Raw genomic sequence first — 23508 nt, 5'->3', positions numbered from 1 at the left:
CGCACAGCATCGCGCTGCTCTCGCGGAAGAAGCAGGACAGTCGGTGCGCGCCGGAACAAGCCGCCGGCCGGGCCGATCCGGCCCGCTCACCGCACGGAGCCGAGGTGAGCGTGATCGGCGGGTGAGGAGACCGCTGGGACGGCACAGCCGCTGGCCTCTACCAGTCGATGGACAGCCTGCCCGGCCACCACCTCACCCCACGCACCACGGCGCGGCGGCTCACCGGTATCCCCTTCGCCGGCCGCACTCACCGGCCGGCGAAGGGGATGCCGAGGGGAGCCGTCAGTGTTCCTCGGGGCGGGTGTCCGCCGGGACCGCCGCCGGGCGTGCGCAGTCGCTGGAGACCGTGACCGAGGAGCCGCTGTCGGCCGCGGCGAGCAGGGACTCCATGATGTCGAGGACGTGGTAGGCGAGTTCGCCGTCGGCGCGGTGCGGTTCGCCCCGGGAGAGGGCGCGGGCGAGGTCGGCGACGCCGTAGCCCCGGGCGGCGTCGCGGTAGCCGCCGAGGACCGGAAGGTCCGCCCACTCCTGGGCGCCGGCCCGGAAGAGTTGGACCGGTCCGTCGAACCGGTTCGGGTCGGGTACGGACAGCGAGCCGTCCGAGCCGTGGACCTCGATGCGGGGAAGCGTGCTGCCCCACACGTCGAAGCTCATCACCAGCGTGGACAGGGCGCCGGAGCGGTGTTCGAGGACTCCGGTGACGTGGGTGGCGACCTCGACGGGGAATCTCGTCCCGGCCCGGTACCCCTGGCCGATGAAACGTTCGGTCTGGGGTGTCGAGGACATGCCGACGACGCGGTGCACCGGCCCCAGCAGGGTCACCAGCGAGGTCAGGTAGTAGGGGCCCATGTCGAGGAGCGGCCCGCCGCCGGGCTGGTAGTAGAACTCCGGGTCCGGGTGCCAGCGTTCGGGCCCCGAGCTGACCATGAACGCGTTCGCCGCGACCGGCACCCCGAGGTCCCCCGCGTCCAGTGCCGCCCGGGCGGTCTGTACGCCGGTGCCGAGGACCGTGTCCGGCGCGCAGCCGACCCGGACGCCGGCCTCGGCGGCGGCGTCCAGCAGCGCACGGGCGGCGGGGGTGGTGGTCGCGAGGGGTTTCTCGCCGTAGACGTGCTTGCCGGCGGCTATGGCCGCGTGGGCGACCGTCGCGTGGGCGGCGGGGATCGTCAGGTTCAGGACGAGGTCGACGTCCTCGGCGTCGTACAGCTCGTCGAGGGTCGCCGTACGGGCGCCGGGTGCCTTCGCGGCGGCGGCGCGGGCGCGTTCGGGGTCGAGGTCGGCGACGGCCGTCAGGCGCAGGTTCTTCAGCTCCGCGAGGGTCGTGAGGTAGGCGTCGCTGATCTTGCCGGCGCCGACGAGGCCGACGCGGAGCGCGGGGTGCGGGGTCAGCGGGTCGCCCATGTCATGCCCTTCGTGATCATCGAGTGGACCTGGGGTACGGCCAGGTCGTCCAGGGTGTGGCCGATCGCGGTGACGAACACGCGGCCCGCGCCCCAGGAGCGGGTCCAGGTGACGGGGACGACGGTGCCGGCGAGTTCGGGGTGCTCGGGGTCGTCGAGGTAGTCGGTCACCGCGAGGACCTCCACGGCCGGGTCCATGTGCAGGTAGTACTGCTCGGTGGTGACGAGGAACGGGGTGAGCCCCTCGACGACGGGATGGCCGGCCGCCCCGGGCAGCGGCCTGACCTGGTAGGTGCAGTACTCACGCGGGTGGTGGACGAACTGGCCGCCCGTCATCAGGTGGTATCGCGGCTCGGCGCGGAACGCGTCGACGATCCCGCCGTGCCAGCCCGCGAACCCCGTCCCGGCGCGGACCGCCCGGGACAGGCCGGTCATCTGGTCGCGGGTGATCTCGCCCATCGTCCAGCACTGCACGATCAGATCGGTGCCGGCGAGGAGGTCCTCGTCGAGATAGCTGTCGAGGGAGTCGGAGACGGTGACCTGGTACCCGGCTTCCTTGAGGTCGGCGGCGCGCAGATCGGTGGCCGGGACCGGGACGTGCCCCTCCCAGCCGCCGCGGACGACGAGGGCGTGCTTGGTGGTCACGTCAGCCGTCCTTCAGGCCGCTGAGGAAGCCGAGGCTCCTCGCGACCGGGTCGAGGATGTCCCCGTCGAAGTCGTCGAGTTCGACGACGCGCAGCGCGTCCGGGGCGGCGGCGAGGATCTCCTCGACCGGGAGTACACCGTCGCCGACGGCCACCTGCGCCTTGGTGTTCAGCGTGCGGTCCCCGTCCTTGACGTGCAGGGCGGCGACCCGGTCCCCGAGCCGGCCCAGCAGCGCCGGTACGTCCGCGCCGCCGACGGCCGCCCAGTACGTGTCGACTTCGAGGACCACCCCGTCCGCCAGGCGGTCGGCGAGGATCTCCAGGACGTGCGTGCCGTCCTGGTGGAGTTCGAGTTCGAAGTGGTGGTTGTGGTAGCCGACGGTGAACCCGTGGTCGGCGGCCTCGACGGCCACCCGGTTCAGGTCCGCGGCGAGGCCCTCGATGCCCTCCCTGGTCCGCCAGCGCTCGGGCGCCACCATCGGCACGACGAGCGTGCCGACGCCCAGGCGGCGTGCGGCGGCGTAGACGGTGGGCCGGTCGTCCGACAGCAGCGGCACGTGCGCGGTCGGCGCGGACAGCCCGTGCGCGGTCAGCGCGTCCGCTATTCGCTCCGCCCGGTGGACGAAGCCGTAGGGCTCGACGGTGGTGTAGCCGATCTCGGCGACGCGGGCGAGCGTGCCCTCCACGTCCTCTTCGAGGAGGGAGCGAAGTGTGTAGAGCTGAAGGGATACCTCACGATTCGACATGCGACTCCTCAACAGTGTTGATCTGCAAGGAGGTTCACACGAACCGGGGATCCCGCGACAGAGGGCGCCGGATACCCGCTGCCGTTGGAGCGGGACCTTGACTCGGAGCGGCCCGGCGCCCGTGCAGGGGCGCCGGGCCGCGATGTGCCAGCACCTCAGCTCACCGCGAACGTCAGTTGATGTTCCACACGGTCGGCAGAGGGGACGGAGCCCTGAGGAAGTCGATCCGCAGTGCCGATCCGGCGCAGTCCCTTCCGTGCCACTCGAAGGACAGGTTGTCACCCGAATTGATACCCATCCTGACCGTGACGCTCCTGCCCTGTGTAAACCGGACACCGCCCGCGTTGGCGGTTGCACCGGTCGTAATGTCCGTCACGTAAACACAGGCCGCCCCCTGAGGCATTCGATTGGCGGCGACGTTGATGGAGACCGAAGCGGCCGACGCGGGAGCAGCGGTCAGAGCGACGGCGGCTATCGCGGATGTGAGGGCCATTGGCACGAAAAGACGTTGAGCTATGTTCTTCTTCATCGTTTACCTAATCCTTCTGGAACCGATTTCCCGGCATGTTCAGTATGGAAATTCCACACCCCGAAAAATAGAGTCATTCAACTCTTTTTTTTCGTGCGCACACAGGACCGGGTCGAGCAGGCTGCGGAAGGCGGCGGCCTCCGTCGGGACGGAGTGGCGCAATTTTTCACGTACGTGCACAATCGGCTGGCGTCGCCGTAAGCAGGTGACACGGTAGGTGAAGGTCGTTGGGGGAAAGACATGGGGCGGCGCGAGAGCCGTATCGATCCGACGCTGGGGGTCCTGGAGCGGTTCGCTCACGACCTGCGTGGGCTGCGGCGGCAGGCGGGGTCACCGTCCTACCAGCACCTGGCCGCGCACACGCATTTCGCCGCCTCCACCCTCGCCGCCTGCGCGTCCGGCAAGCGGCTGCCGAGTGCCGCCGTGCTCGCGGCGTATGTGGGGGCGTGCGGGGGTGATGTCGAGGAGTGGGAGGCCCGGCGCGTCCGTACGCGGGTGGAACTGGAGACGGGGAGGCACGCGGAGCCCGTTGTGGTCGCCGGGTCCGGGCCTGTCGGGGAGCCCGCGGAGCCGTCCGCGCGGGTGGTGCCGTTTCCCGGTGGTGCGCGCGGAGCGGGTGCGTTGGGGTGGCGTTTCGCCGTGCTGGGGCTGATCCTGTTCGGCTGTTGCGCCTCGCAGGCGCACGCGGTGCACAGCCCGTCCGCGACGGCGCCGGCGATCACGGCGCGGGCGGCGGCCCCGGCCGACGACGCCAGGTGGCTGAATCCCCGGGCCGCGATACCGGCCCGGTTCCGGCCCGCCATCGTCCGCGCCGGGACCATGTGCCCGGTCCCGCAGATCACCCCCGCGCTGGTCGCCGCCATCCTCGCCGCCGAGAGCGGCTTCGATCCCGATCTGGCCGATCCCGCCGCCCAGGAGTACGGCATCGCGCGCTGGACGCCACGCGTCCTGCGGTACTACCTGCCCCCGGACCGGCAGGACCGGGTTCCGGTGCCGCCGCTCGACCCCGAGGAGTCGATCCTGGCCCTGGGCCGCATGCTGTGCACGCTGGCTCCGCAGCTGGAGGGCGTCGCCGGGGACCCGGCGCTGAACCTGGCCGCCGCGTACCGGACGGCGACGTTCGTCGTGCAGAAGGCGAACGGCGTACCGAGCCGTCTGCTGCCGTACATCCGCCGTGTACGCGGCCACCTGCTGGACTACGCGCCCGTGCCCGGGACGTGTCTGCCCTACGAGGTCGAGCAGAGTTCGTACCCGGCGCCCTGTGGGGGCGCCGGCGCACGGAGCTGATGTCCCGGGACATCAGAGGAGGTCAGAGCATCTCGGGCGGGTTGCCGGGACGGCTGATCCCGCACGACGGTACGCCGTCGAGCCAGGCCGGCCCCTGGATGTAGATGTTGTTGACCCAGCCGCCGAAGTCCGGCAGGTAGGACCACGCGCTGTTGGTGATTCCCTCGGCGGTCACCGACTCGCCGCGCTCCTGGCAGCGGATCCGGACGTTGGTCGGCCCGCTGAAGGTGTGCACGGTCGCGGTGGACGTCGAGGAGTCGGCGTGCACCTGCACTCCGGAACCCCAGGTGCTGAAGCCGGGGTCACCGACCGGGGCGCTGCTCGGCCCGCACGGCGGGACGCCGTCGAGCCAGGCGGGGCCCTGGAGGAAGATGTTGCTGATCCACGCCTTCTGGTCGGGCAGGTAGGACCAGGCGTCGTTGGTGACGCCCGCGGCGGTCACGGACTCGGCGTGCTGCTGGCAGGAGACCGTCACCTTCGTGGGGGCGGCGAAGACGGGTCCGAGCGGTGCCGAGGTGCTGGGCCGCTGGCGGGTGTTGACGTCGGTGCCCCAGGTGGAGAACCCGCCGCTGCCCGCGCCCGTGTTGCCGTCGCACGCGGGCACGCCCGCGAGCCAGTCGGCTCCCTTGACGTAGATGTTGCTGATCCAGCCGCCGTAGTCGGGCAGGTAGGACCAGGCGTCGTTGGTGAGGCCCTCGGCGGTCACGGACTCGGCCCGCTTCTGGCACTGGATCACCACCGACATGGGCGCGGAGAAGGTGGCCACGGGCGTTCCCGAACGGGCCGGCAGCGGACGTACGTTGACTCCGGTGGCCCAGGTCTCGAACCGTCCGGCTCCTCCGGTCGCGCCGCCCTCCGAGCCGTCGCAGGACGGTACGCCGTCGAGCCAGGCCGGGCCCTGGACGTAGATGTTGCTGACCCAGCCGCCGTAGTCGGGCAGGTAGGACCAGGCGTCGTTGGTGTAGCCCTCGGCGGTCACGGACTCGCCGTGCTGCTGGCACTTGACCTTGATGGCCGTGGGGCCGTCGAAGGTGACCACGACGGGGGCGGACAGCCCGGCCGAGGCGCGCACGTTCACGTGGTCGCCCCACGTGCTGTGGTCACCGCCGCCGCCCGCTCCGCCGGAGGCGGCGAGGCGGATGGCCCCGGTGTAGCCGTTGTGGCTGGAGAACTGCGACACCATGATGTGGGTGTCCGACTCGCGCGCCTCGACGATCTTCCCGTCGCCCAGGTACATGGCCACGTGGTGGATGGGTGAGCCGAAGAAGACCAGGTCGCCGGGTTGCAGCGGCGCGGTGCCCTGGGCCGCGGAGAAGCGGTTCGTGGCCGGCAGCTGGAACTCCTGGGCGGCGGTGCGCTGCCCCATGACGTCGTACCCGACGGCCTTCGCCCAGGCGTAGCGCACGAAGCCCGAGCAGTCGAAGCCCTTGCGGCTGGGGTCGTTCCTGCTGCGCTCGGGGTCGGAGCTGTCCACGAATCCGTACGTCGGGCCGGGCGCCGGGCCGTGTCCGCCGCCCCAGCTGTACCAGGTGCCGACGCTGACCTCCCGGCACGCCCAGTCGACGGCCCTGGCGGCGGCGTCGTTGGGCGCGACCACCGTCATGCCGCAGTCGCGGCCGGGGTTCCAGGCGGGCGCGGGCGGCGGCCCGCTGATCCCCTGCATCTGCCGGGCGAACCAGCTGCCGAGGCTCCGCTTGTGGTCGATGCTGCCGCAGCAGGACTGGTAGCTGCCGTGGATCTCGGAGCCCAGTGCGGCGCTCTCGCTCTGATGCGGGTCGCAGATGATGTCGCCGACGATGCAGAAGTCGAGGCTGCGCCCGGCGATGTCGGACGGCAGGACGCGCGGTTCGAGAAGGCCGCCCTCCGTCGTCTTGCCGGCCTCGCCGGTGCGGTAGTCCACGTGCATCGCGTACGAGGTCTGCCCCGCCGCGCTGTGCGGGTCCGCCAGCATCAGTACGGCGCCGATGTGGCCGCGTTCGTCGACGGAGAGGTTGTCGAGCGCGTCGTGCACCACGTTGGCGCCCTGGGAGTACCCGACGAGACCGATGCGCGAGGTGGGGCACATGCTCTCCCACTTGCGCACCACCTGGATCAGCTGCTTGGTCCCGGTGTTGCGCGAGTTGACCCAGGTCGAACTCCACAGCATGTTGTCGGCGCTGACGTCCGCGGCCTCGTAGGGCAGCGGGTAGTACGCGGTCGACGATCCGCTGAGGCCGGCGATCTGGGCCTCGCGGAGGTAGGCACCCACGCGGTTGCCCATGTGTTCGAGGCCGGGCAGCGGGGGGTTCTCCGGTGAGTTCTCACCCGATCCGCGCGCCCCGATGACCAGGTTGTCCGAGCAGAACAGGGGAAGTCCCTGGTCCCACGGCTGGGCGTCCACGGGACTGAAGCTGGCCGCCTGTGCGGGCGGGGCCGCGACGAGCGGCAGCAGGGTGAGGGTCAGCGCTGCCAGGAGCAGCCTCGTGACCCGTCTGACAGACATGGTGAGGGGAGGTCCTTTCGGGACATGAGTCGCAGTGCGGCGGCCGTAGACGCCGCGGGCCATGCAACCCGTCCCCGGGCTCCTCACCCCAGGGGATAGAGAATCCGCAGACAATCCGTCGACAACGAGAAACCCGAGGAGAACCGAGGAGCCGTGCGGGGCATCACGTCGTGCGCGGTGTGTTCCACGGCTACCATGCGACATGAGATTGAAGACTTCTTCAATTAGCTAGTTCATTGATCGAGCATGGCATGGAGGGACTGTCCGGGGTGGGTGGGTTCGTGGAGGCGGTGCGGGAGCGGGTCCGGCAGGCGCGGATCAGAGTGAGGGCCGCGGAGCGGTCGGGTGACGCGTACGAGAGGGCGGTCGCCGAGGACGAGCTGGACGACGCGCTGCGGATCGCGCGGGCGCACGGGGTGGACGCGGAGGAGGAAGGGGACGGCGATGGTTCCGCTGTATGAGGCGAAGGCCGAGTTCTTCCGGATGCTGGGGCATCCGGTACGCATCCGGGTCCTGGAGCTGCTCCAGGACGGGCCGCGTCCGGTGCGGGATCTGCTCGCGGAGATCGAGATCGAGCCGTCGAACCTGTCCCAGCAGCTCGCGGTCCTGCGCCGGTCGGGGATCGTGACCGCGACGCGTACGGGTTCGACGGTGGTGTACGAGCTGGCCGGAGGCGACGTGGCCGAACTGCTGGCCTCGGCGCGGCGCATCCTCGCCACCCTGCTCACCGACCGGCAAGGCCTCCTGGACGAACTGCGGTCGGCGGAGCGGACGGGATGACCGAGCCCCAGGGCGGATTCCGGCTGCCGCAGCGGCGGGTCCGTACGGAGACCGCGCCCGAGCGCGTCCCGCCGGTCCTGCTGTGGCAGGTCGCCTCGGTGCCCGGGGAACCCAGGGCGGCACGGGGGGCCAGGGAGGCGATGACCGCCTGCCTTCCCGCGGCCGGGGCCGCGCCGGGTTCCGTGTTCGCGGACGCGCCGCGCTCGCCCGTGACGGACGTGCGCCGCTCGGTCGCGGCCGGCCATCTGATCGTCAGCGTGGCGGACACCGAACCGCTGCTGCCCGACCTCACCCCGGAGGGGCCGCCGCCCACGGCGACGGGCGGAGCGCGTCCCGCCGACGGCCATGACGGCAAGGTCGTCTTCGTACGGTTCGGCCTCCCGTCGTACGACGGGAGCATCACAGGAAGCGGGAAGGGCACCTCATGACGGACCAGGTACCGGACCGGCCCGCGCGCCGGTGGCGCAAGGAGCGGGCTCAGGACCGGGACTCGCGTGTCCAGCGCGGCGTCGCGCTGCGCGCGTTCATCTACATCTTCGGCACGCACATCATCGCCGGGTGGGTCATGCTCCTCTTCTACCTGGGTGAGCACGCGAACAAATGAGCCACCGAGCCGCGTGGAAGGACCTGGTGCAGCGGCTGCGGACGGCTTCTGCCGTGAGGCCGGTACGGATCTCCCGCGCCGCAAAGCCTCGGACGGGAGGCAGTCCGGCGTGAGCGACGCCGCGGGTCCGGTCCTCGGCGCATCGATCGGGAACGGGCCGACGCGCCCCGTCGCCGAAGCCGTCCGAGCGTGGCCGGAGGGTGGAGGGAGGGCCCGGCCGCTCATCGGGTGTTGCCGAACCGGCAACAAGCGTCGCGTGCTGCCCGTCGTCCGCCGGATGATCGGTGGTGCCGTCCCTGGCGGCAGACTCCGCCCCGGCCCGGAGACCTGGCTGGGTGCACCCGCGCGGCGGCCCCCGGAAGGAACGACTCATGGCCCGACTCCCCCTCGCCGACACCGTGCACCGCCTGGTGCCCTCGCCGGCGGGCCGTACGCATCTGGTCGAGCGGGGCGAGGGACCGCTGGTGCTGCTCGTGCACGGGTTCCCCGAGTCCTGGTACTCCTGGCGGTATCAGCTACCCGCGCTGGCCGCCGCCGGCTACCGGACGGTGGCTGTCGACGTCCGTGGTTACGGGCGTTCCTCCCGGCCGGCGGCGGTGGACGCCTACCGGATGCTCGACCTGGTGGCGGACAACGTCGCCGTGGTCGAGGCGCTGGGTGAGCGGTCCGCGACGATCGTGGGGCACGACTGGGGTGCGTCCATCGCAGCGGCCTGCGCCCTCGTACGGCCCGACGTGTTCCGCGCGGTCGGACTGCTGAGCGTGCCGTACACACCGCCCGGCGGTCCCCGGCCCGGCGAGACGTTCGCGCGGATGGGCGGTGCCGAGGAGTTCTATGTCTCGTACTTCCAGGAGCCCGGCCGGGCGGAGGCGGAGATCGAACCCGATGTCCGGGGCTGGCTCGCGGGGTTCTACGCCGCGCTGTCCGCCGACACCATGCCCGGACCCGGCGCCCCCGACCCTCACTTCGTCGGCCCGGGTGGCCGGCTCCGTGACCGCTTCCCCGCCGGGCGGCTGCCTGCCTGGCTCGGCGAGGGCGAACTCGACGTCTACGCCGAGGAGTTCGAGCGCACCGGCATGACCGGCGCCCTCAACCGCTACCGGAACATGGACCGCGACTGGCAGGACCTCGCCGGCTTCGCCGGAGCCCCCCTCCCCCAGCCGTCCCTGTTCCTCGGCGGCGGTCTGGACGCGTCCACCACCTGGCTGGCCGACGCCATCGCGGCGTACCCCACCACGCTGCCCGGCCTCACCGCCTGCCATGTCCTCGACGGCTGCGGCCACTTCGTCCAGCAGGAACGCCCCCGGGAGACCAACCGGATCCTCACCGACTGGCTCGCCGCGCTGCCCACCTGATGCCCGGCGGCAGGGTGTTCTACGGCCCGATGCCCAGAGCGCGCCGGACCGCGCGCAGGGCGCGGCGTTTGAGGGGGACCTGCGGCAGGTGGTGCTGGACGCGGAGCAGGAAGCCGACCGGGGAGCCCTTGATCTGTGCGTCGCGTGCTTCCGCCATCCCCGTGCGCATCGTCGCGAGGCCGAACGTGACGCCCGCGGCGGTCACCGGTCCCTGGCCCAGCGTGCCGGCCATCGCGGTGGTGAGCGTGCCGAGTTCGAACTTGAAGTTCAGGACGGTGTCCGCCGTCCTGAGGCCCAGGCCGCGCAGGGCGCCGCGCAGGTCCTCCAGCGGTTCCTCGACGGTGCGGGCGAGTTGCAGCCGCAGGTACTCGCGCAGGGCTGCCGCGTCCTCGATACCGGCGAGGTGTTCCTCCAGGTCGGCGGCGGCTGCGCTGACGGCGTCGGTGAAGGCGGTGAACTCGCCGGCGTACTCCTTGCGGACCTTGACGATCTTCTCGGCGGGTACGTCGGCGAGGCCGGCCGGCAGGGCTCCGGCGACGGCCAGGGTGCCCAGGCGGCCGGCGAAGTCCGTGGCCGGGTCGAAGGGGACGATGTACCGGTCGTCCTCCATGCACGTGCTGATGACGGCCTTCTCGTCCCAGTGGCCGATCATGTCGTGAGCGCGGTCCTGGTCGGTGGCCGGCACGTAGCCGGTCCTGCGGGCCAGCTCCTGGGTCAGCATGCCCTTGTAGGTCCACCCCAGCGCGGGAGGCATCGCGAGCCACTTGCGCCCCCGGGCCGGAGCCAGCACCGAACGCTCCGTCGCCACGGCCAGGTTCGCGTCGATGAGGGCCTCGCGCAGCCGCGGATCGACCTCCTCCCAGTGCAGGCCGGTGAGCCGGCGCTCGGGTACGGGTGTCCCGGTGGGAGTGAACGGCCAGGGTTCCTCCTCCACCACGGGCGGGTCCCCGCCGACGCGTACGTATCTCGTGTCGTCGCTCGGCACCCACCCCGAGCTGTATCCCCAGGGTCCTTCGGTCACCAGGAACATGTGGCGCAGCCGGTTCCTGTTCCATTCATTGTCGAGAATGCGCAGGAAGACGGCGGCCACGGCCGTGGCGGCGTCCTGCGGGTCGACGTCCACGACGAAGTCCAGCTCGTCCCGCAGGGTCCGCACCAGGAGCGGGTCGTCGACCGGGTAACCCGGCGGAACCACGCGTGCCATACGCGGCCAGTACAGGGCAGCCGCCTTGAGCCATGCGTCGTCGCGGAAATGGACGTACGGGTAGTAGAGGCCGATCCTCTGCATCGCGAACCCCCTGCGGAGCGCCGCCGCGCACTCCTCGTCCGGTCGTCACCGCCACCGTAGCCACCCAACCGCACACCCGGCTTCGCCGGTGAGCCCTGGACGGCACCTTCGAGCGGATGCTCCGGGCCGCCCAGGCGTCGAGCGATGCGTCAACCGCCTGAAGCAGTGGCTCGGAGTTATCGCGGATGTCTCGCCGCCGGGAGAAGAGCGGGAACCGGCCAGAGCCGCTCCGCCGGGCCGGTGTCGTCCGCACCCGCCTGGAGCTTCCACAGCATGGCGTAGAGGCCGCCCTGGAGGAGCAGTTCGTCGTGGGTCCCCTGTTCGGTGACCACTCCGCCGTGGTCGAGCACGTGGATGTGGTCGGCGGTGCGGACCGTGGTGAGCCGGTGCGCGATGACGATCATCGTGCGGTTGCGGCCGAAGGTCCGCAGCGCGTGCTGGATGACCGCTTCGGTCTCGTTGTCGACCGCCGAGGTGGCCTCGTCGAGGAGGACGACCGGCGGATCGCTGAGGATCGTCCGGGCCAGCGCGATCCGCTGGCGCTGCCCGCCGGACAGGGCGACGCCGCGTTCCCCGACCCGGGTGGCGTACCCCTCGGGCAGGGCGGCGATGAAGCCGTGCGCGCCGGCCGTGCGGGCGGCGGCCACCAGCTGGTCGTCGCCGGCGCTGGCGGTGCCGTACCGGATGTTGTCGGCGATCGTGGCGTCGAACAGGAACGGCTCCTGGGGCACGTATCCGATGGCACGGCGTACGTCGCGCAGGGCCAGGTCCCGTACGTCGGTGCCGTCGAGGAGGATGCGCCCCCGGTCGGGGTGGCGCAGGCGCATGAGCAGCTTGGCGATGGTCGTCTTCCCGGCGCCGGTCGGCCCGACGATGGCGGTGACCTGCCCGGCGGGGAAGTCGATGGACACGTCGTCCAGGACCCGGGACCGCCCCGGGTAGGCGAAGCCGACCCGGTCGAGGGCGATGCCGCCCCGGATCCGGTGCCGTGGCAGGGGTGTGCCCTCGGTGTGCGGTTCGACCGGCAGGTTGTGCAGGCGTTGGACACGCTCGACGGCGGCGACGGTCTGCTGGTACTGGTCGGCGACCGCGCCGAACCGGGACAGCCGCCACAGGGCCTGCCCGGGCATGTCGAGGAGCGGACTCAGCTTCGTCACGGGCAGCGTGCCGCTGAGCACCGCGCGCCCGCCCAGCAGCATGGTGAGGGGCAGCGCGGCCATGGTCGTTCCCCGCACGATCTGGTCCTCGGTGACGGCACTGCGGTCGGAGCCGCGGTTGTCGGCGCGGTGGGCCTCGCTCTGCTCCGTCAGCGCCTGCGTCTCGTACTCCTCGGTGCAGAACGCCTTGACGGTGGTGGCGGCCTGGAGGGTGTCGGCGACGCGGCTGCCCATGCGGGCGCGGCGCTCGCCGGAGCGGACGTGGTCGGTCACCGCGCGCTCGTGGTAGCGGAAGGAGAGCCACGTCATCAGCGGGATCGGGGCGAAGGCGACCCAGGCGAGCTGCGGGGCGAGCAGCAGGAACGCCGGTACCAGCAGGGCGATGCTGGTGGCCAGTTGCACGGCTTCGTGCGGGGCACGGGTGAAGAAGGCGCCGATCTGGCCGATGTCCTCGGTGAGCACCGACGTGACGCGGCTGGTGCGCTCGCCCTCCAGGTCCGCCGGGGAGAGCCGCTGCACGCGCGCGTAGGTACGGGTGCGCCAGTCGTGCTCGATGGTCTGGCCGAGGCCGCGCCAGGCGATGCCGGCCGCGTAGCCGAGACCGGCCACGGCGAGGGAGGCGACCGCGGTGGCTCCGGCGAGGAAAGCCAGTTGCGTACCGGTGCCGGCGATACCCAGGGCGGTCAGGGCCGCGTTCTCTCCCCGTACCAGGAGCAGCAGGCCGGACGTGGCGGACATGTACAGGACCGTCTCGACGGTCTGGCACAGCACCGACAGCAGGACGGCCCGGCCCGCCTGCCGTCTGTAGGGGCCGATGAGCTGCCGCAGCGGGGAGACGCGGTGGCCCTGGGGATCGCGCGGATGCCGCTCGGCGGAGCGCCGCCAGGCGCTGCGGACCACGGCGGCGGTGACCGCCGCCGCCGCGCCGATGCTCACCAGCGGCTGCGCGAGAAGCGTCAGGCACGCCTTGCCGCAGCCCACGAGGAGGGCGGCTCCGGCGCCGAGGGCGAACAGGCCCCGCCGCCTGGCGCGTGGGGCGGCGGGGCGGGGCTTCGGTCCGTGGGGGTTCACCGCGCGCGCGGGTGCCGGCTCGGTCCGTGGGCGCTCTGCCGTGCGCTGGGCGTCGGTGACGGTGCGGTGCAGGATGCGGGCCACGGCGAGGGGGGCCAGTCCCCGGTCGTGCCGGACCAGCACGCGACCGGTGACGGGACTGGCGCGGACGTCCTCGATGCCGTCGGCCTTCGGCAGGGTCAGTTCGAGCAGCCGGGCCAGAGCGGGGTTGCCGAGCAGGCCGTCCACCAGCCAACGCTGTCGGCCGGGCACGACGGATGTGGCCGACATGGCCAACGGAAGGGACAAGTGATCACCTGTGCGGGGCGGGCCGGCGGCACCTGTACGGAGCGCTTCACAGCCGCTGGACGTTGAGCTCGGGCAGCTTGCTCACTGTCTGGCGGCCGGCCCGGCCTTCTCCGTTGCGGAGAGCTCCTGGCTCATCACCTCGGCCGTCACCTCCGCGGCCATGTCCTGCAACCCCTCGCCGACTTCGTGGACGGCCTTCCGGAGATCCATGGCCAGGCCCACCGATGTCTTGATGGTGCCCTGGACGAGGGGCTTGACGACGCGCTTCGCGATCGGGGCCGCGACGATTCCCAGGAGGAAGGGAGCGATGAGGGGCAACACGGTTGTGGACTCCCGATGTTCTCGCGGTGGCAATCCCGGCAGCCGAGAGCGCACACCGCACGGCACGGGAAGAAGGTCTCACGCTAACCGAATCGCGGGGCCACGAAGGATGTTTGGCCGCATATCCACTCGCGAGGGTGAAGCGTGACGATTCGGCCTGACCCGCCGGGAGAAGTCCGTGCCCCGCGTTCAGCCCCCTGCCCTCACCACCGCAGCCCTCCGCTCACCTCCAGCACATGCCCGTTGACGTACCGGCTCTCCGCCCCCGCGAGGAAGACCGCCGCGTCCGCCACCTCCTCCGGCCTGCCCATGCGTCCCATCGCGAGCTTGGCCTCGTAGTGGGGCCAGATGTGTTCGTTGCGGGGCAGGAGGCTGCCCATGCCGGCGTCGATGAGCCCTGGGGAGAGGCAGTTGACGGTGATGCCGCGGGGGCGAGTTCGGCGGCGCAGACGCGGGTGAAGGCTTCGACGGCGGCCTTCGAGGAGTTGTGGACGCAGGCGCTGGGGGTGACTTGGCCGGCGAGGGCCGAGGACATGGTGATGACGTGGGCGTGATCGCTGCTGGACAGCTACGCGGTGAAGCTGGAGGAGGCGCGGCTGTCCGCGCAGGTTCTGCGGGTGGACGCGTGTCTGGGCCAGGGCTGCGACCTCCAGCTGCTGCCCGACCTGAACTCGCTGGCCGCGCTGCACCCACTCAACGAGAAGCTCCAGTACCAGCGGATACTGGCGCTGTACCGGTCGGGTCAGGTCGCCGACTCGCTCCAGAGCTACCGGGGTTTCTACTCGGCTCTGATGGACCAGGTAGGTATCGAGCCCTCGACGCAGTTGCGGGAGCTCCAGGAGGCGATCCTCCTGTCCCTGCCCGCCCTGTCCGAACCGTTCCCTTCGGAGGAGACCCGGAAGGTGGTCTCCGAGCAGATCCGGCGCAGCCCATGACGGTGTGACGTACCGATGTGCGAGGAGAACCCCCATGCCCTTACCGGAACCGGCCCCCGCAGTCCGCCGGATCACGCTCGACGCCTCGGGTGTCGCGCTGTCCGCGCTGCTGTGCGAGCCCGTCGGCGCGCCGCCGCGCGCGGTCGTCGTGGCGTTGCACGGCGGCGGGATGAACGCCGGCTATTTCACGGCCCCGGCCGACCCGTCGCTGTCGCTGCTGACGACGGCCCGTGCCCTGGGGTTCGGCGTGCTGGCCCTGGACCGTCCCGGCTACCGCGCCTCCGCCGCCCGGCTGCCGGAGGGGCTGGGCCCGCGCGCGCAGGCCCCGCTGGTCCGGGCGGCGCTGGCCGGCTTCGCCGCCCGCCACCCGACGGGCGCGGGCCTCTTCCTGCTGGGGCACTCCTACGGTGGCAAGGTCGCGCTGGTCACCGCCGCCGAGCAGCCGCCGCCCGGCCTGCTCGGCGTGGACGTCTCGGGCTGCGGGTACACGTACGCGCTGGACCCCGCCGAGGTGGCGCGGGCACTGGAGCGCGGCCGGTCCTCCCGGAGCTGGGGTCCGCTGAGGCTGTACCCGCCGGGCACGTTCACCGCGATGCGGGACCTGGCCGAGCCGATGCCCCGCGCGGAACGGGAAGAGCTGGCGCACTGGCCCCAGCTGCTGCGGGCGACGGCGCCGAAGGTGGGGGTTCCGGTGCGGTTCACGTTCGCCGAGCACGAGGCGCTGTGGCGGCACGACCCGGCCGCGCTGGCCGATCTGACGGCCCTGTTCGCGGCCGGTACGCCGGTCACCGTCGACCGGCAGGCCCACGCCGGGCACAACATCGGCCTGGGCCGCTCCGCCCGCGCCTACCATCTGCGGGCCCTGGCCTTCCTGGAGAACTGCCTCATCGGCCTGGACGCCCCCCGGATACGTACGGCGGCCCCGGGCGGGCGGCGGTGACCTCGGGCCGGGGCATGTTCCGCTCCCTGAAGGTCAGGAACTTCCGGCTCTTCGCGACCGGGCAGATCCTGTCGGTGACCGGCACCTGGATGATGGTCACCGCCCAGGACTGGCTGGTCCTGGGCCTGACCGACAACCCGGCGCTCGCCCTCGGACTGGTCACCGCCGCCCAGTTCGGCCCGATGCTGCTGCTCACCCTCTACGGCGGGACCCTCGCCGACCGCCACGACAAACGCCTGCTGCTGACGGTGTGCAACACAGCCTCGGCCGCCGGGGCGCTGGGGCTGACGCTGCTGGTGTCGCTCGGCGCGGTCCGGCTGTGGCACGTCTTCGCGTTCGCGCTCTTCCTCGGCACCGTCAACTCCCTCGAAGTGCCCACCCGGATGTCGTTCGTCGGAGAACTGGTCGGCGGCGACCTGCTGCCCAACGCGTCCGCGCTCAGCGCCGCCTACTTCAACCTCGCCCGCGTCGCCGGCCCCGCGCTGGCCGGGCTGGCGATCTCCCTCGCCGGAGTCGGGCCGGTCATGGCGTTCAACACCGCCAGCTACGCCGCCGTCCTCGTGTGTCTGCGCCTGATGCGCACCGCCGAGATGCGGGCCCCCGTGGCACGGCGGCGCGGGGGAGTCCGCGACGGGCTGCGGCACATCCGGGAGCGCCCGGACCTGGCGGTACCCCTCCTGCTGGTCCTCGTGGTGAGCGTGTTCGCGCTCAACTTCCAGCTCACCCTGCCCCTGCTGGCCAAGGACGTCTTCGACACGGACGCCCGCGCCTTCGGTCTCCTCACCGCCGCGTTCTCGGCCGGCTCCCTGTGCGCGGCGCTCGCCACCACCCGCAGAACCGGACGCCCCCCGGCCCGCACGGTCGTCGTGTCGGCGGCGGCCCTCGGAGGGCTGGAGGCGCTCGCGGGCTTCTCCCCCGGCTTCCTGGCCGCGACGGCCTTGCTGGCCGCGACCGGATGCGCGTCCGTCTACTTCGGGCAGGCCGCCAACCACCGCGTCCAGCTCGGCGCCGACCCCGGCTACCGGGGACGCGTCCTGGCCGTCTACACCCTCATCATGCAGGGATCCACACCCGTGGGGGCGCTCTTCACCGGATGGCTGGTCTCGGGACACGGCGTGCGGATGAGCCTGTGGCTCGGCGGCGCCGTCGCCCTGCTCGCGGCAGGAGCGGCGGCTCTGCTGGAACGCGCCCGGACCAGGGGCGTCAGGAGATCGTCCCGTCCGGCAGAACCGGGAACGCCGTCAGGAGGTCGTTGCGCTGCTTCAGACCGAGCTTCCGGTAGATCTTCGTGAGGTGCTGCTCGACCGTGCTGACCGTGACGCACAGGTGCTCGGCCATCTCCCGGTTGCTGTGGCCGATGCCGGCGAGCCAGGCCACCCGCCGCTCGGCGGAGCTGAGGACGTCGGCGCTGAGGGTCCCCTCGGGCTCCTCCCACAGGTCGTCGGCGAGTTCCGGCCCGCCGAAGCCCGCCGGGATCTGGTCGCCCGGCAGCAGGAGTTCGAACCCGCAGTACCTGGCCATGTTCCAGGCCCGGCGCACCAGCACGCGTCCCACCTTCGTGTTGCCGAGGGCGTACTGGGTACGGCCGAGTTCGTACAGGCCCATCGCGAGGTCGACGCGGAACGGGGAGTCCTCCAGGAGTCCGACCACGTCCCGCAGGAGGTCGGCCCTGAGGTCGGTCGGCCGGGCCAGCGCGAGGACCCGCAGCGCGGTCGCCCTCCCCCAGGGGGGAGCGGACCCGGCGACCACGGCCTCCGCGCCGCGCACCGCCTCGTCCTTGCGGCCCAGCTGGAGGTTCGCCATCGCGGCCCACGCCTGCCAGGGGCAGACGGGCGAGGCGGGGACACCGAGGCGGCGCTCGATCTCGCCGCACCTGAGGAAGTCGCCGAGCGCCGAGGAGGGGGTGCCGGTCGCCAGCCGGTACAGGCCGCGCGAGTGCAGGTAGAGGCGGCCGAACTCCGACTCGAAGAGGGGGTCGGGCACAGGCGTGCGCAGCGTCGCCTTGGCCTCCTCGAACCTGCCCTGCTGGACCTGGGCGAGGATCAGGACGCTGAGCGGGAGGCCGACGTGGATGCCCCAGTCGGCGGGGTCGGCGAGGCGTCCGGCGTTCAGCGCGTCGACCGCCTGGAGGCAGTGCAGGATCAGCTGCCGGAAGGGGCTCATGGTGCCGTGGCCCTCGTCGGCGAGGCCGTCGCAGGGGATGTCCGGGAGGGTGAGGCAGACGCGGCGCAGGAGCCGGGTCGTGAAGCGGGCGACGTCCACGACCCAGTTCGACTGGTCGGCGTCGAGGAAGTAGGAGCGGATCACCTCCCTGCTCGGGAGGCCCGTCCGCGCGTCCTCGACGACGCTGTCGCAGGCGTCGCCCGACCACAGGGCGAGGTCCACGGCGGCGCTCGACTGCCCGGAGGGGCCGGAGAGGTCCGGCCGGCCCCGGACCCGGTCGAGTTCTTCGCGGTCGGGTTCGCCGAGGAGGCCGAGGATCTCCTCGGCCGTGCCGCGGTGGCCGCTCCAGGTGAGCATCGCGGAGACCGCGGAGACGCTCTGGCCCGACAGCCGCCCCTGCCGGGCGTGGGCGACCAGGTCCGGCAGGTGGCTCAGGGCCGCGGAGACGTCCACCCGCCAGGTGGCGCAGGCGAGTTCCACGAGCACCTCGGCCTGCTCGTCCGCGCCGGAGGCGAAGTCGTACGCGAGGTCCAGGCAGCGCACCGCCTCGGTCCAGCGGCTCTCGGCCTGGGCGTGCCGTGCGGCGTCCCGCAGCACCGACCGCTCCCACGGCTGTGCCCCGGCCTCGGCGGCGACCAGGCAGCGAGTTCACGCACCGCTTCCTCCGCCGTGCCGGGCAGCTCCAGCAGGGTCCCGCGCAGCGCGGGCACGCTCTCCAGGAGTGCGGCCAGCAGGGTGCCCCGGACGCCGCTCCAGTCGTAGCCCTCGACGAGCGAGGGGGCCAGCAGCCTCGTCTTGCTGCTCATCCACTCCTGGAAGGACTCCGACAGCGCCGGTCGGCGGCGAAGTCCTCACCCATCGGGAGCCCGAAGAGGCGCTCGTAAGACCGGTTCGCCGGTGCAGGATGCCCCGGGAGACCTCGTCGATCCGCGCCTGCGCGCTGCCGAGGTCCAGGGACGACACCAGCCCCGACGCGTGGCCCTCCCGGAGCGCCTCGGAGAGCACGGTGCCGAGGAACCTGCCGTCGGGCACCCCGTGCCGGGACAGCAGCCTCAGCAGCCGGTGCAGCGCGTCCGCGTCGGCCCCCACCCGCTCCGCCGCCCGCGCCGCGGACAGTGCCTCGCCCGCCAGCAGGTCGGGCAGCCGCAGCGTCACCGCGGCGCGGATCGCCCACGGAGTGACGGTGTCGGTCTTGGCCAGCAGCCGAGTGACGAGAGCCTCAGCGGTCTCCTCCCGGAACTCGACGGCCACACCGTACGGCCCGACGCCCCGGAACCCCTCGCCCATCACCACCGGACCGCCTCCGCCCTGCCCCCTCCACGTCCCCGACCCGCACGGTCAGCACCCCGGCGTCCAGCGGCACGGCCACCGTGACACCCTCCGGCGCGACCACCACCGTCCCCTCCTCGGGCCGGAACACGACCTCCCCCGGCAGATACCACTCCCAGAACGAGGCGTCCCCCTCACCCTGCGCCGCCGCCAAGCGCCCAGTCCGGTCATTCGTGATCGACATTGCCTCTCCTCGGTGATGTCACGCCCCGACGACTGCGGAGCCAGGTCCTTCGACCGACGCATCGATCATGTGGCGGCAGGCCTCAGAACCGGCTCGGAGAGGGCTCGGAACACCTGACTCCGAAACTGTTCCCCCCCTTGCGCCGCCCGGACGGCGGGGGCGAGACCCGTGTCGTGTTCGGGTTACTCAGGGCGGTGGCGCAGAGCGCCGCGAGCCGCATGCTCGCCGACTGCCCGGTCAGAAGCGGATGGCCGAGCGGTCGCTGCCCTCAGCCGTTGTACGCCCTACGCAGGTGCCAGGAGACATCAGCGACGTCCGTGAGCCCGTTGCGCTGCACGGAGAGGACTTCGGTACGCAATCGACATGGTCCGCGTACACCTCCCGGGCGCCCAACTCGCCGACGGAGGACCGAAGCTCCGTCGCCCTTCTCCACCGGCCCTCTCCTACCGGCTCTCCGACTGTCGCCGGGTGTGCAGAGAGCTTGCCTGCTCGCAGAGTTCGCCGAGTTCGCGGTCCGGGAGCATCAGAGCACCATCCTGCATGGCAGCCACCGGAGGGGTCGATCATCCACGACGGCCAATTCACCCGCCGCCGACACCCTGCACCAGCTGGCACCCCAGGGCGAAGCCCTCCAACCCCGGGGAAGTTCGACGGCAGGCCTCGCCCCGACTGCCTGTACGCGGAGATCTTCAACCGCTGGGTCTCCCGCACCCGCGACCACACCAACACCGACCTCACCAGCACGGCCCCGGAAGGGTTCACGCACCGCGATCTCAACGGCGTCGGGCTGATGTGCACTTCGCCGCGTACTTCTCCTTGAACGAGCTCGTTTGCCGAGTTCCTCGGGTGCGAGCGCCACCTCCATATGCTCAAACGCACGAGACCCGAGACGGGGCGAGTCGTAGTCAGGCATCCCGCCGGACATCCGGCCTAACCACCTGGGCATCACCCGTCACTCCGGCTCCCGACAGCCGTTGTGCCGATCATGGCAAATCATCGCCTTCCCGACCCCATGCCGGACCCATCGAACAACCCCTACCAGACCTGGGCACCACCGGCCAACTCGGTCCACCTCACTACGTACCCCTCCAACCTATTCACCCAGCACGGCAATTGGTTCGGCTGGATGCCCGCCTCCACTCTGGCGCACCTGGCGGAGTTGCCCGACGCCGCTGTGACGCTCAACAGCCGGAGGGGTTTCCTGCACGACAGCACGCAGAACGAACACCTGGCTGACCTGGTACGCCACTGTCCCGAGGACGTCGGTGTCGCGGGCGAAGCCATCGTGCTCTGGGCCGACCACGTCACCCCCATCCCCCGACCCGACGGCCGGGTCACCCTCCAGCTCCACGCACCACAGTGCGTGAACGGTTTCCAGACCCTGGCCGTCATCGCCCGCCTCAACCGCGAACGGGATCTGCCTCCGAGGCATCTCGACCGTGCCCGTCCGCGCATCGAGATCCACACCGGCTCCGCTGCGGACCTGGCCCGGCTCAAGCGCCTCTTCCACGAATCCTCGCTCTACATGAACCCGGCCTGCCCACAGGACAACCTGTCGCTGTGCAATGAACTTCCGCGTATCCGTGAGGAGTACAAGAAAGAGGACATCACCGTCGACTGGCGCCGGGGCATCGTCACCGGCCCCCACGCCGCCGGACACGGCATCACCACGATCTTCCGCTCCCTCGCCTGCTTCCACCCGTCGAACACCTCTGCTCTGGCACACCAGGTCGCCACGGAGGAGGGCCTTTCCACGGTGTGGTCGAACATCCTCGGCCCTGCCTACCGCTCCCTCATCAACGAAGGAGTACACGCCTTCGGCATCCAACGGGCCGTCGAGTCCTACGACATCGCCCGGCGGGAACTCTCCGGACTCAACAACTCTGCCCTCATGGGCCACAAGCTACTGATCAAATACGTCACCGGCCTCATCGTGTGGGTCTCAGCCCGCCGCCTCCCCCTGACGGAGATGCATGCGGACCCCAACAGCCTGTACGGCTGGCACACCGACGCCCACGCCGACGCATTCCGGCGCATCGTACGGACCGCGGCCATCGACGTCATCGACGCATACGTGACGCTGTACCCGAAACAGGCGGGACAGCGACGATGGAACTACCAAGGGAACGCCGACACCCACGGCACGTGGCAGGCCATCGCCGACCACCTGCACCGCACCAGGAAGCTGTAACCTGACGCCCGTTGCTTCAACAGCCCTCCTCCGGTTGACCGTTCCGGGAGAGGGCTGACACCCGACCCTCAGGATCGACTCTTCGCGCTGAAGGCGACGCATACGAAGATCACTCGAGTACCTGCCCGTACCTACGTGCATGAACTCGCCAATACTGAGCATCCAACTCCCGTGCCCGATCGGGCAAAGGGTCGTCACCATCGTTCGCATCCTCGTCAGCCAAGGTCTCGCCGACCGCATCCGGGTGATGGTGCACCAGAGTTCGACCGACCGCAGCAACGCTACGGGGGCTCCGGGCCACCGCGCTGGTCGCTTACACAGCGCTCGCCGTCCCGCCATCTGAGCCGGCGCCCGTCCGGCATCCCGCGCAGGCAATACCGCGGCCCTGACGCCTCGGCACCCCGAGCGGCGCCCGAGGCTACAGAACTGCAAAAGACAGTCCCCGGGGAAGTGGCCACAGCACTCAGCACGGCGCCTTCGACGACAACCTGAACTGCGGGGCGCCCTACAAGATCCGGTGCGCAGCCGGTGACAAGTACCGGTCCGGGAGTCCAGCAATCGCTTCGACCTCTCCGAGCCACAACTAGGGCCTGAACTGGCAGTCGAAACCCAGGAGCGCGGGCCTGGCCGAGCCGACGGTGCCGGCGAGTACCGAATCGCCGGACGCGATCTTCCTGAGCATGCGGGACAGCGGCTCACCTGCCGCCGTGCTCCCGTCACGCGACGGGGTGCCCCCTACGGGATCCGGGGCCAGAGGACGAGGCCGCGGACGCGGAATTGCATGATGCGGTAGGGCCATCCCTCCCCGGTGTTCCACTGGCTCACCGACAAATAAAGGCCGTCGGGCGTCGACCCGGAGATGATGTAGCCGCCGTGCATCTGTGCCACGTAGGTGTTGTCCTCGGGGCCCAGGCCGCCCCTGAATCGTCCGACCGCCAGATCTCGGTGCGCACCACGTTGCCGAGCCCCTTGTTGACCATGACGTGCAGGTACATAGTGTCGCCCAGGGTGATCACGTCGGACGGCAGGACAGCGGAGCACTCGGGGTTGTCGTGGTCGTAGGGCCACAGCTGCCAGGCGTTCCGTCCGCCCACCGCCCCGGTCCAGACGACCGGCCGGGACGGTCGAGGCGCCCGTACAGCGCCACGGGCGAACGCCACCACCCGCCGCCAGCTCTGACCTCCTCGAAGGTGTCGCCGAAGACGAACAGGAGCTGGCCGTCCGGCGTCCGCGCGGGTACGCCCAGGTCGGTGGCCTCCATGCGGAACCGGGTGGCGGGACGGAGGGCCGGTGAGGTCGGCGGCCTTGGAGACACGAAGGGGGACGGAGCGGCGAGAGGGGCCTCGGTGCCGCGGGGTGCCGGCGCGCATGGCGGCGGCACCCCGCGGCGTCGGTGCGGGCGGTGTCGTCAGCAGCCGTCGAGGTACGCCGAGTGGATCCAGACGCCGGTGCGCCCGTTCACCAGGTCTCCCTTGACCCAGTCGCCCACCGTGTCGAGGTAGACGAGCTCCTGGCCCCGGTTCACCTGGCCCAGGACCTGGTACTCGGGGCCGGGGCCGCCGCGGAAGTTGACGCCGTTGTCGTTGACGGTGCAGACGAACGCCTGCCGCACGGCGTGGGAGGGGGCGGCGGACCCGGCCGCCTGACCGGTCTGCGCGAGGGGGCCGGCGACCAGCGCGATCCCGCTGATCACGAGGGACGCGGCCAGCATTCGCTTCTTCATGGGATTCCTCTTTCCGTTCGTCGTCCGGTCCTCGGTGCGGGACCCGACGCACCTTTTGTAGCCGCTAATCTGTTGTTCGAGGCCGGTCGGC

The 23508-nt window shown here is 71.4% G+C and carries 23 protein-coding genes and 2 pseudogenes; 11 read left to right on the top strand and 14 right to left on the bottom strand.

Going from position 1 to position 23508, the window contains the following annotated elements; all coding sequences use genetic code 11:
• Window positions 1-282: 282 nt before the first annotated feature.
• The 4 genes from PV682_RS33275 to PV682_RS33260 all read right to left on the bottom strand — a co-directional run bounded on the left by PV682_RS33275 (window position 283) and on the right by PV682_RS33260 (window position 3319).
• On the bottom strand, window positions 283-1401 hold the full coding sequence (locus PV682_RS33275) for a Gfo/Idh/MocA family protein (RefSeq protein ID WP_319735489.1): 1119 nt from the start codon (window positions 1399-1401) through the stop codon (window positions 283-285).
• Window positions 1386-2045, bottom strand: coding sequence for a ThuA domain-containing protein (locus tag PV682_RS33270; RefSeq protein ID WP_319735488.1), 660 nt, complete (start codon window positions 2043-2045; stop codon window positions 1386-1388). Before PV682_RS33270 ends, PV682_RS33275 begins: the two co-directional genes overlap by 16 nt.
• Before the next feature lies 1 nt (window position 2046).
• Window positions 2047-2790: a sugar phosphate isomerase/epimerase family protein gene (locus PV682_RS33265; protein WP_319735487.1), complete on the bottom strand. Its 744-nt coding sequence runs from the start codon at window positions 2788-2790 to the stop codon at window positions 2047-2049.
• Window positions 2791-2962: 172 nt separating this feature from the next.
• Window positions 2963-3319, bottom strand: coding sequence for a hypothetical protein (locus PV682_RS33260; RefSeq protein ID WP_319735486.1), 357 nt, complete (start codon window positions 3317-3319; stop codon window positions 2963-2965).
• 240 nt (window positions 3320-3559) lie between these two features.
• On the opposite strand from PV682_RS33260, the gene PV682_RS33255 reads away from it, so the two are divergent.
• Complete coding sequence (locus tag PV682_RS33255; protein ID WP_319735485.1) at window positions 3560-4606, top strand: helix-turn-helix domain-containing protein; 1047 nt, start codon at window positions 3560-3562, stop codon at window positions 4604-4606.
• Between the two features lie 22 nt (window positions 4607-4628).
• Here the strand turns inward: PV682_RS33255 and PV682_RS33250 are convergent, their stop codons facing one another.
• Entirely contained in the window at window positions 4629-7088 is a 2460-nt protein-coding gene (locus PV682_RS33250; protein WP_319735484.1) for a cutinase family protein, read from the bottom strand.
• Window positions 7089-7339: 251 nt separating this feature from the next.
• Between PV682_RS33250 and PV682_RS33245 the strand changes: the two genes are divergently transcribed.
• The 5 genes from PV682_RS33245 (at window position 7340) to PV682_RS33225 (ending at window position 9827) form a co-directional block, all read left to right on the top strand.
• The gene (locus PV682_RS33245) at window positions 7340-7549 is read left to right on the top strand and encodes a hypothetical protein (protein ID WP_109362706.1); all 210 of its coding nucleotides are present in this window, start codon (window positions 7340-7342) and stop codon (window positions 7547-7549) included.
• Window positions 7533-7868 carry an ArsR/SmtB family transcription factor gene (locus PV682_RS33240; protein ID WP_109362695.1) on the top strand — a complete coding sequence of 112 codons (336 nt, stop codon included), beginning with the start codon at window positions 7533-7535 and terminating at the stop codon, window positions 7866-7868. Before PV682_RS33245 ends, PV682_RS33240 begins: the two co-directional genes overlap by 17 nt.
• Complete coding sequence (locus PV682_RS33235; protein ID WP_319735483.1) at window positions 7865-8296, top strand: ATP-binding protein; 432 nt, start codon at window positions 7865-7867, stop codon at window positions 8294-8296. Before PV682_RS33240 ends, PV682_RS33235 begins: the two co-directional genes overlap by 4 nt.
• Window positions 8293-8472, top strand: a complete 180-nt coding sequence (locus tag PV682_RS33230; RefSeq protein ID WP_319735482.1) for a DUF6126 family protein — start codon at window positions 8293-8295, stop codon at window positions 8470-8472. The genes PV682_RS33235 and PV682_RS33230 overlap by 4 nt, the downstream gene beginning before the upstream one ends.
• A 371-nt stretch (window positions 8473-8843) precedes the next feature.
• A complete protein-coding gene (locus PV682_RS33225; protein ID WP_319735481.1) occupies window positions 8844-9827 on the top strand; it encodes an alpha/beta fold hydrolase in 984 nt (327 codons plus the stop codon).
• Window positions 9828-9846: 19 nt separating this feature from the next.
• On the opposite strand, the gene PV682_RS33220 is transcribed toward PV682_RS33225, so the two are convergent.
• The 4 genes and pseudogenes from PV682_RS33220 to PV682_RS33205 form a co-directional block, all read right to left on the bottom strand.
• Window positions 9847-11115: a DUF6236 family protein gene (locus PV682_RS33220; RefSeq protein WP_319735480.1), complete on the bottom strand. Its 1269-nt coding sequence runs from the start codon at window positions 11113-11115 to the stop codon at window positions 9847-9849.
• 176 nt (window positions 11116-11291) lie between these two features.
• On the bottom strand, window positions 11292-13613 hold the full coding sequence (locus PV682_RS33215) for an ABC transporter ATP-binding protein/permease (protein ID WP_319735479.1): 2322 nt from the start codon (window positions 13611-13613) through the stop codon (window positions 11292-11294).
• Window positions 13614-13712: 99 nt separating this feature from the next.
• Entirely contained in the window at window positions 13713-13952 is a 240-nt protein-coding gene (locus tag PV682_RS33210) for a DUF5132 domain-containing protein (RefSeq protein WP_319735478.1), read from the bottom strand.
• A gap of 203 nt (window positions 13953-14155) precedes the next feature.
• Window positions 14156-14487: pseudogene (locus PV682_RS33205) on the bottom strand (SDR family oxidoreductase).
• A 40-nt stretch (window positions 14488-14527) separates the two neighbouring features.
• Here PV682_RS33205 and PV682_RS33200 point away from each other — a divergent pair.
• From PV682_RS33200 to PV682_RS33190, 3 genes are read left to right on the top strand one after another with little or no spacing between them, the layout of a single operon-like run.
• Window positions 14528-14887 (top strand): AfsR/SARP family transcriptional regulator, encoded by a 360-nt coding sequence (locus PV682_RS33200; RefSeq protein ID WP_319735477.1) that lies wholly within the window; start codon window positions 14528-14530, stop codon window positions 14885-14887.
• Window positions 14888-14921: 34 nt separating this feature from the next.
• Entirely contained in the window at window positions 14922-15827 is a 906-nt protein-coding gene (locus PV682_RS33195; protein WP_319735476.1) for an alpha/beta hydrolase, read from the top strand.
• 14 nt (window positions 15828-15841) lie between these two features.
• Window positions 15842-17119 carry an MFS transporter gene (locus PV682_RS33190; RefSeq protein WP_319735475.1) on the top strand — a complete coding sequence of 426 codons (1278 nt, stop codon included), beginning with the start codon at window positions 15842-15844 and terminating at the stop codon, window positions 17117-17119.
• On the opposite strand, the gene PV682_RS33185 is transcribed toward PV682_RS33190, so the two are convergent.
• Complete coding sequence (locus PV682_RS33185) at window positions 17031-18587, bottom strand: helix-turn-helix transcriptional regulator (protein ID WP_319735474.1); 1557 nt, start codon at window positions 18585-18587, stop codon at window positions 17031-17033. The two genes, PV682_RS33190 and PV682_RS33185, sit on opposite strands and share 89 nt — an antisense overlap.
• Before the next feature lie 51 nt (window positions 18588-18638).
• Window positions 18639-19277, bottom strand: a complete 639-nt coding sequence (locus PV682_RS33180) for a methyltransferase family protein (protein WP_456154981.1) — start codon at window positions 19275-19277, stop codon at window positions 18639-18641.
• A 293-nt stretch (window positions 19278-19570) separates the two neighbouring features.
• On the opposite strand from PV682_RS33180, the gene PV682_RS44430 reads away from it, so the two are divergent.
• Both PV682_RS44430 and PV682_RS33175 read left to right on the top strand, forming a co-directional pair.
• Entirely contained in the window at window positions 19571-20323 is a 753-nt protein-coding gene (locus PV682_RS44430; RefSeq protein ID WP_407705780.1) for a hypothetical protein, read from the top strand.
• 306 nt (window positions 20324-20629) lie between these two features.
• On the top strand, window positions 20630-21694 hold the full coding sequence (locus PV682_RS33175; RefSeq protein ID WP_319735472.1) for an AIPR family protein: 1065 nt from the start codon (window positions 20630-20632) through the stop codon (window positions 21692-21694).
• A gap of 735 nt (window positions 21695-22429) precedes the next feature.
• On the opposite strand, the gene PV682_RS33170 is transcribed toward PV682_RS33175, so the two are convergent.
• The 3 genes and pseudogenes from PV682_RS33170 to PV682_RS33165 form a co-directional block, all read right to left on the bottom strand.
• A complete protein-coding gene (locus PV682_RS33170) occupies window positions 22430-22582 on the bottom strand; it encodes a hypothetical protein (protein WP_319735471.1) in 153 nt (50 codons plus the stop codon).
• Window positions 22516-22955 (bottom strand): annotated as a pseudogene (locus tag PV682_RS44425) (DUF4185 domain-containing protein). The gene PV682_RS33170 and the pseudogene PV682_RS44425 overlap by 67 nt, the downstream one beginning before the upstream one ends.
• Before the next feature lie 147 nt (window positions 22956-23102).
• A complete protein-coding gene (locus PV682_RS33165; RefSeq protein WP_055722994.1) occupies window positions 23103-23417 on the bottom strand; it encodes an SH3 domain-containing protein in 315 nt (104 codons plus the stop codon).
• Window positions 23418-23508 lie beyond the last annotated feature (91 nt).

It is taken from the genome of Streptomyces niveiscabiei, from assembly GCF_033794345.1.
Classification (GTDB): domain Bacteria; phylum Actinomycetota; class Actinomycetes; order Streptomycetales; family Streptomycetaceae; genus Streptomyces; species Streptomyces niveiscabiei.
This window is presented reverse-complemented; position numbering and strand designations above follow the sequence as displayed.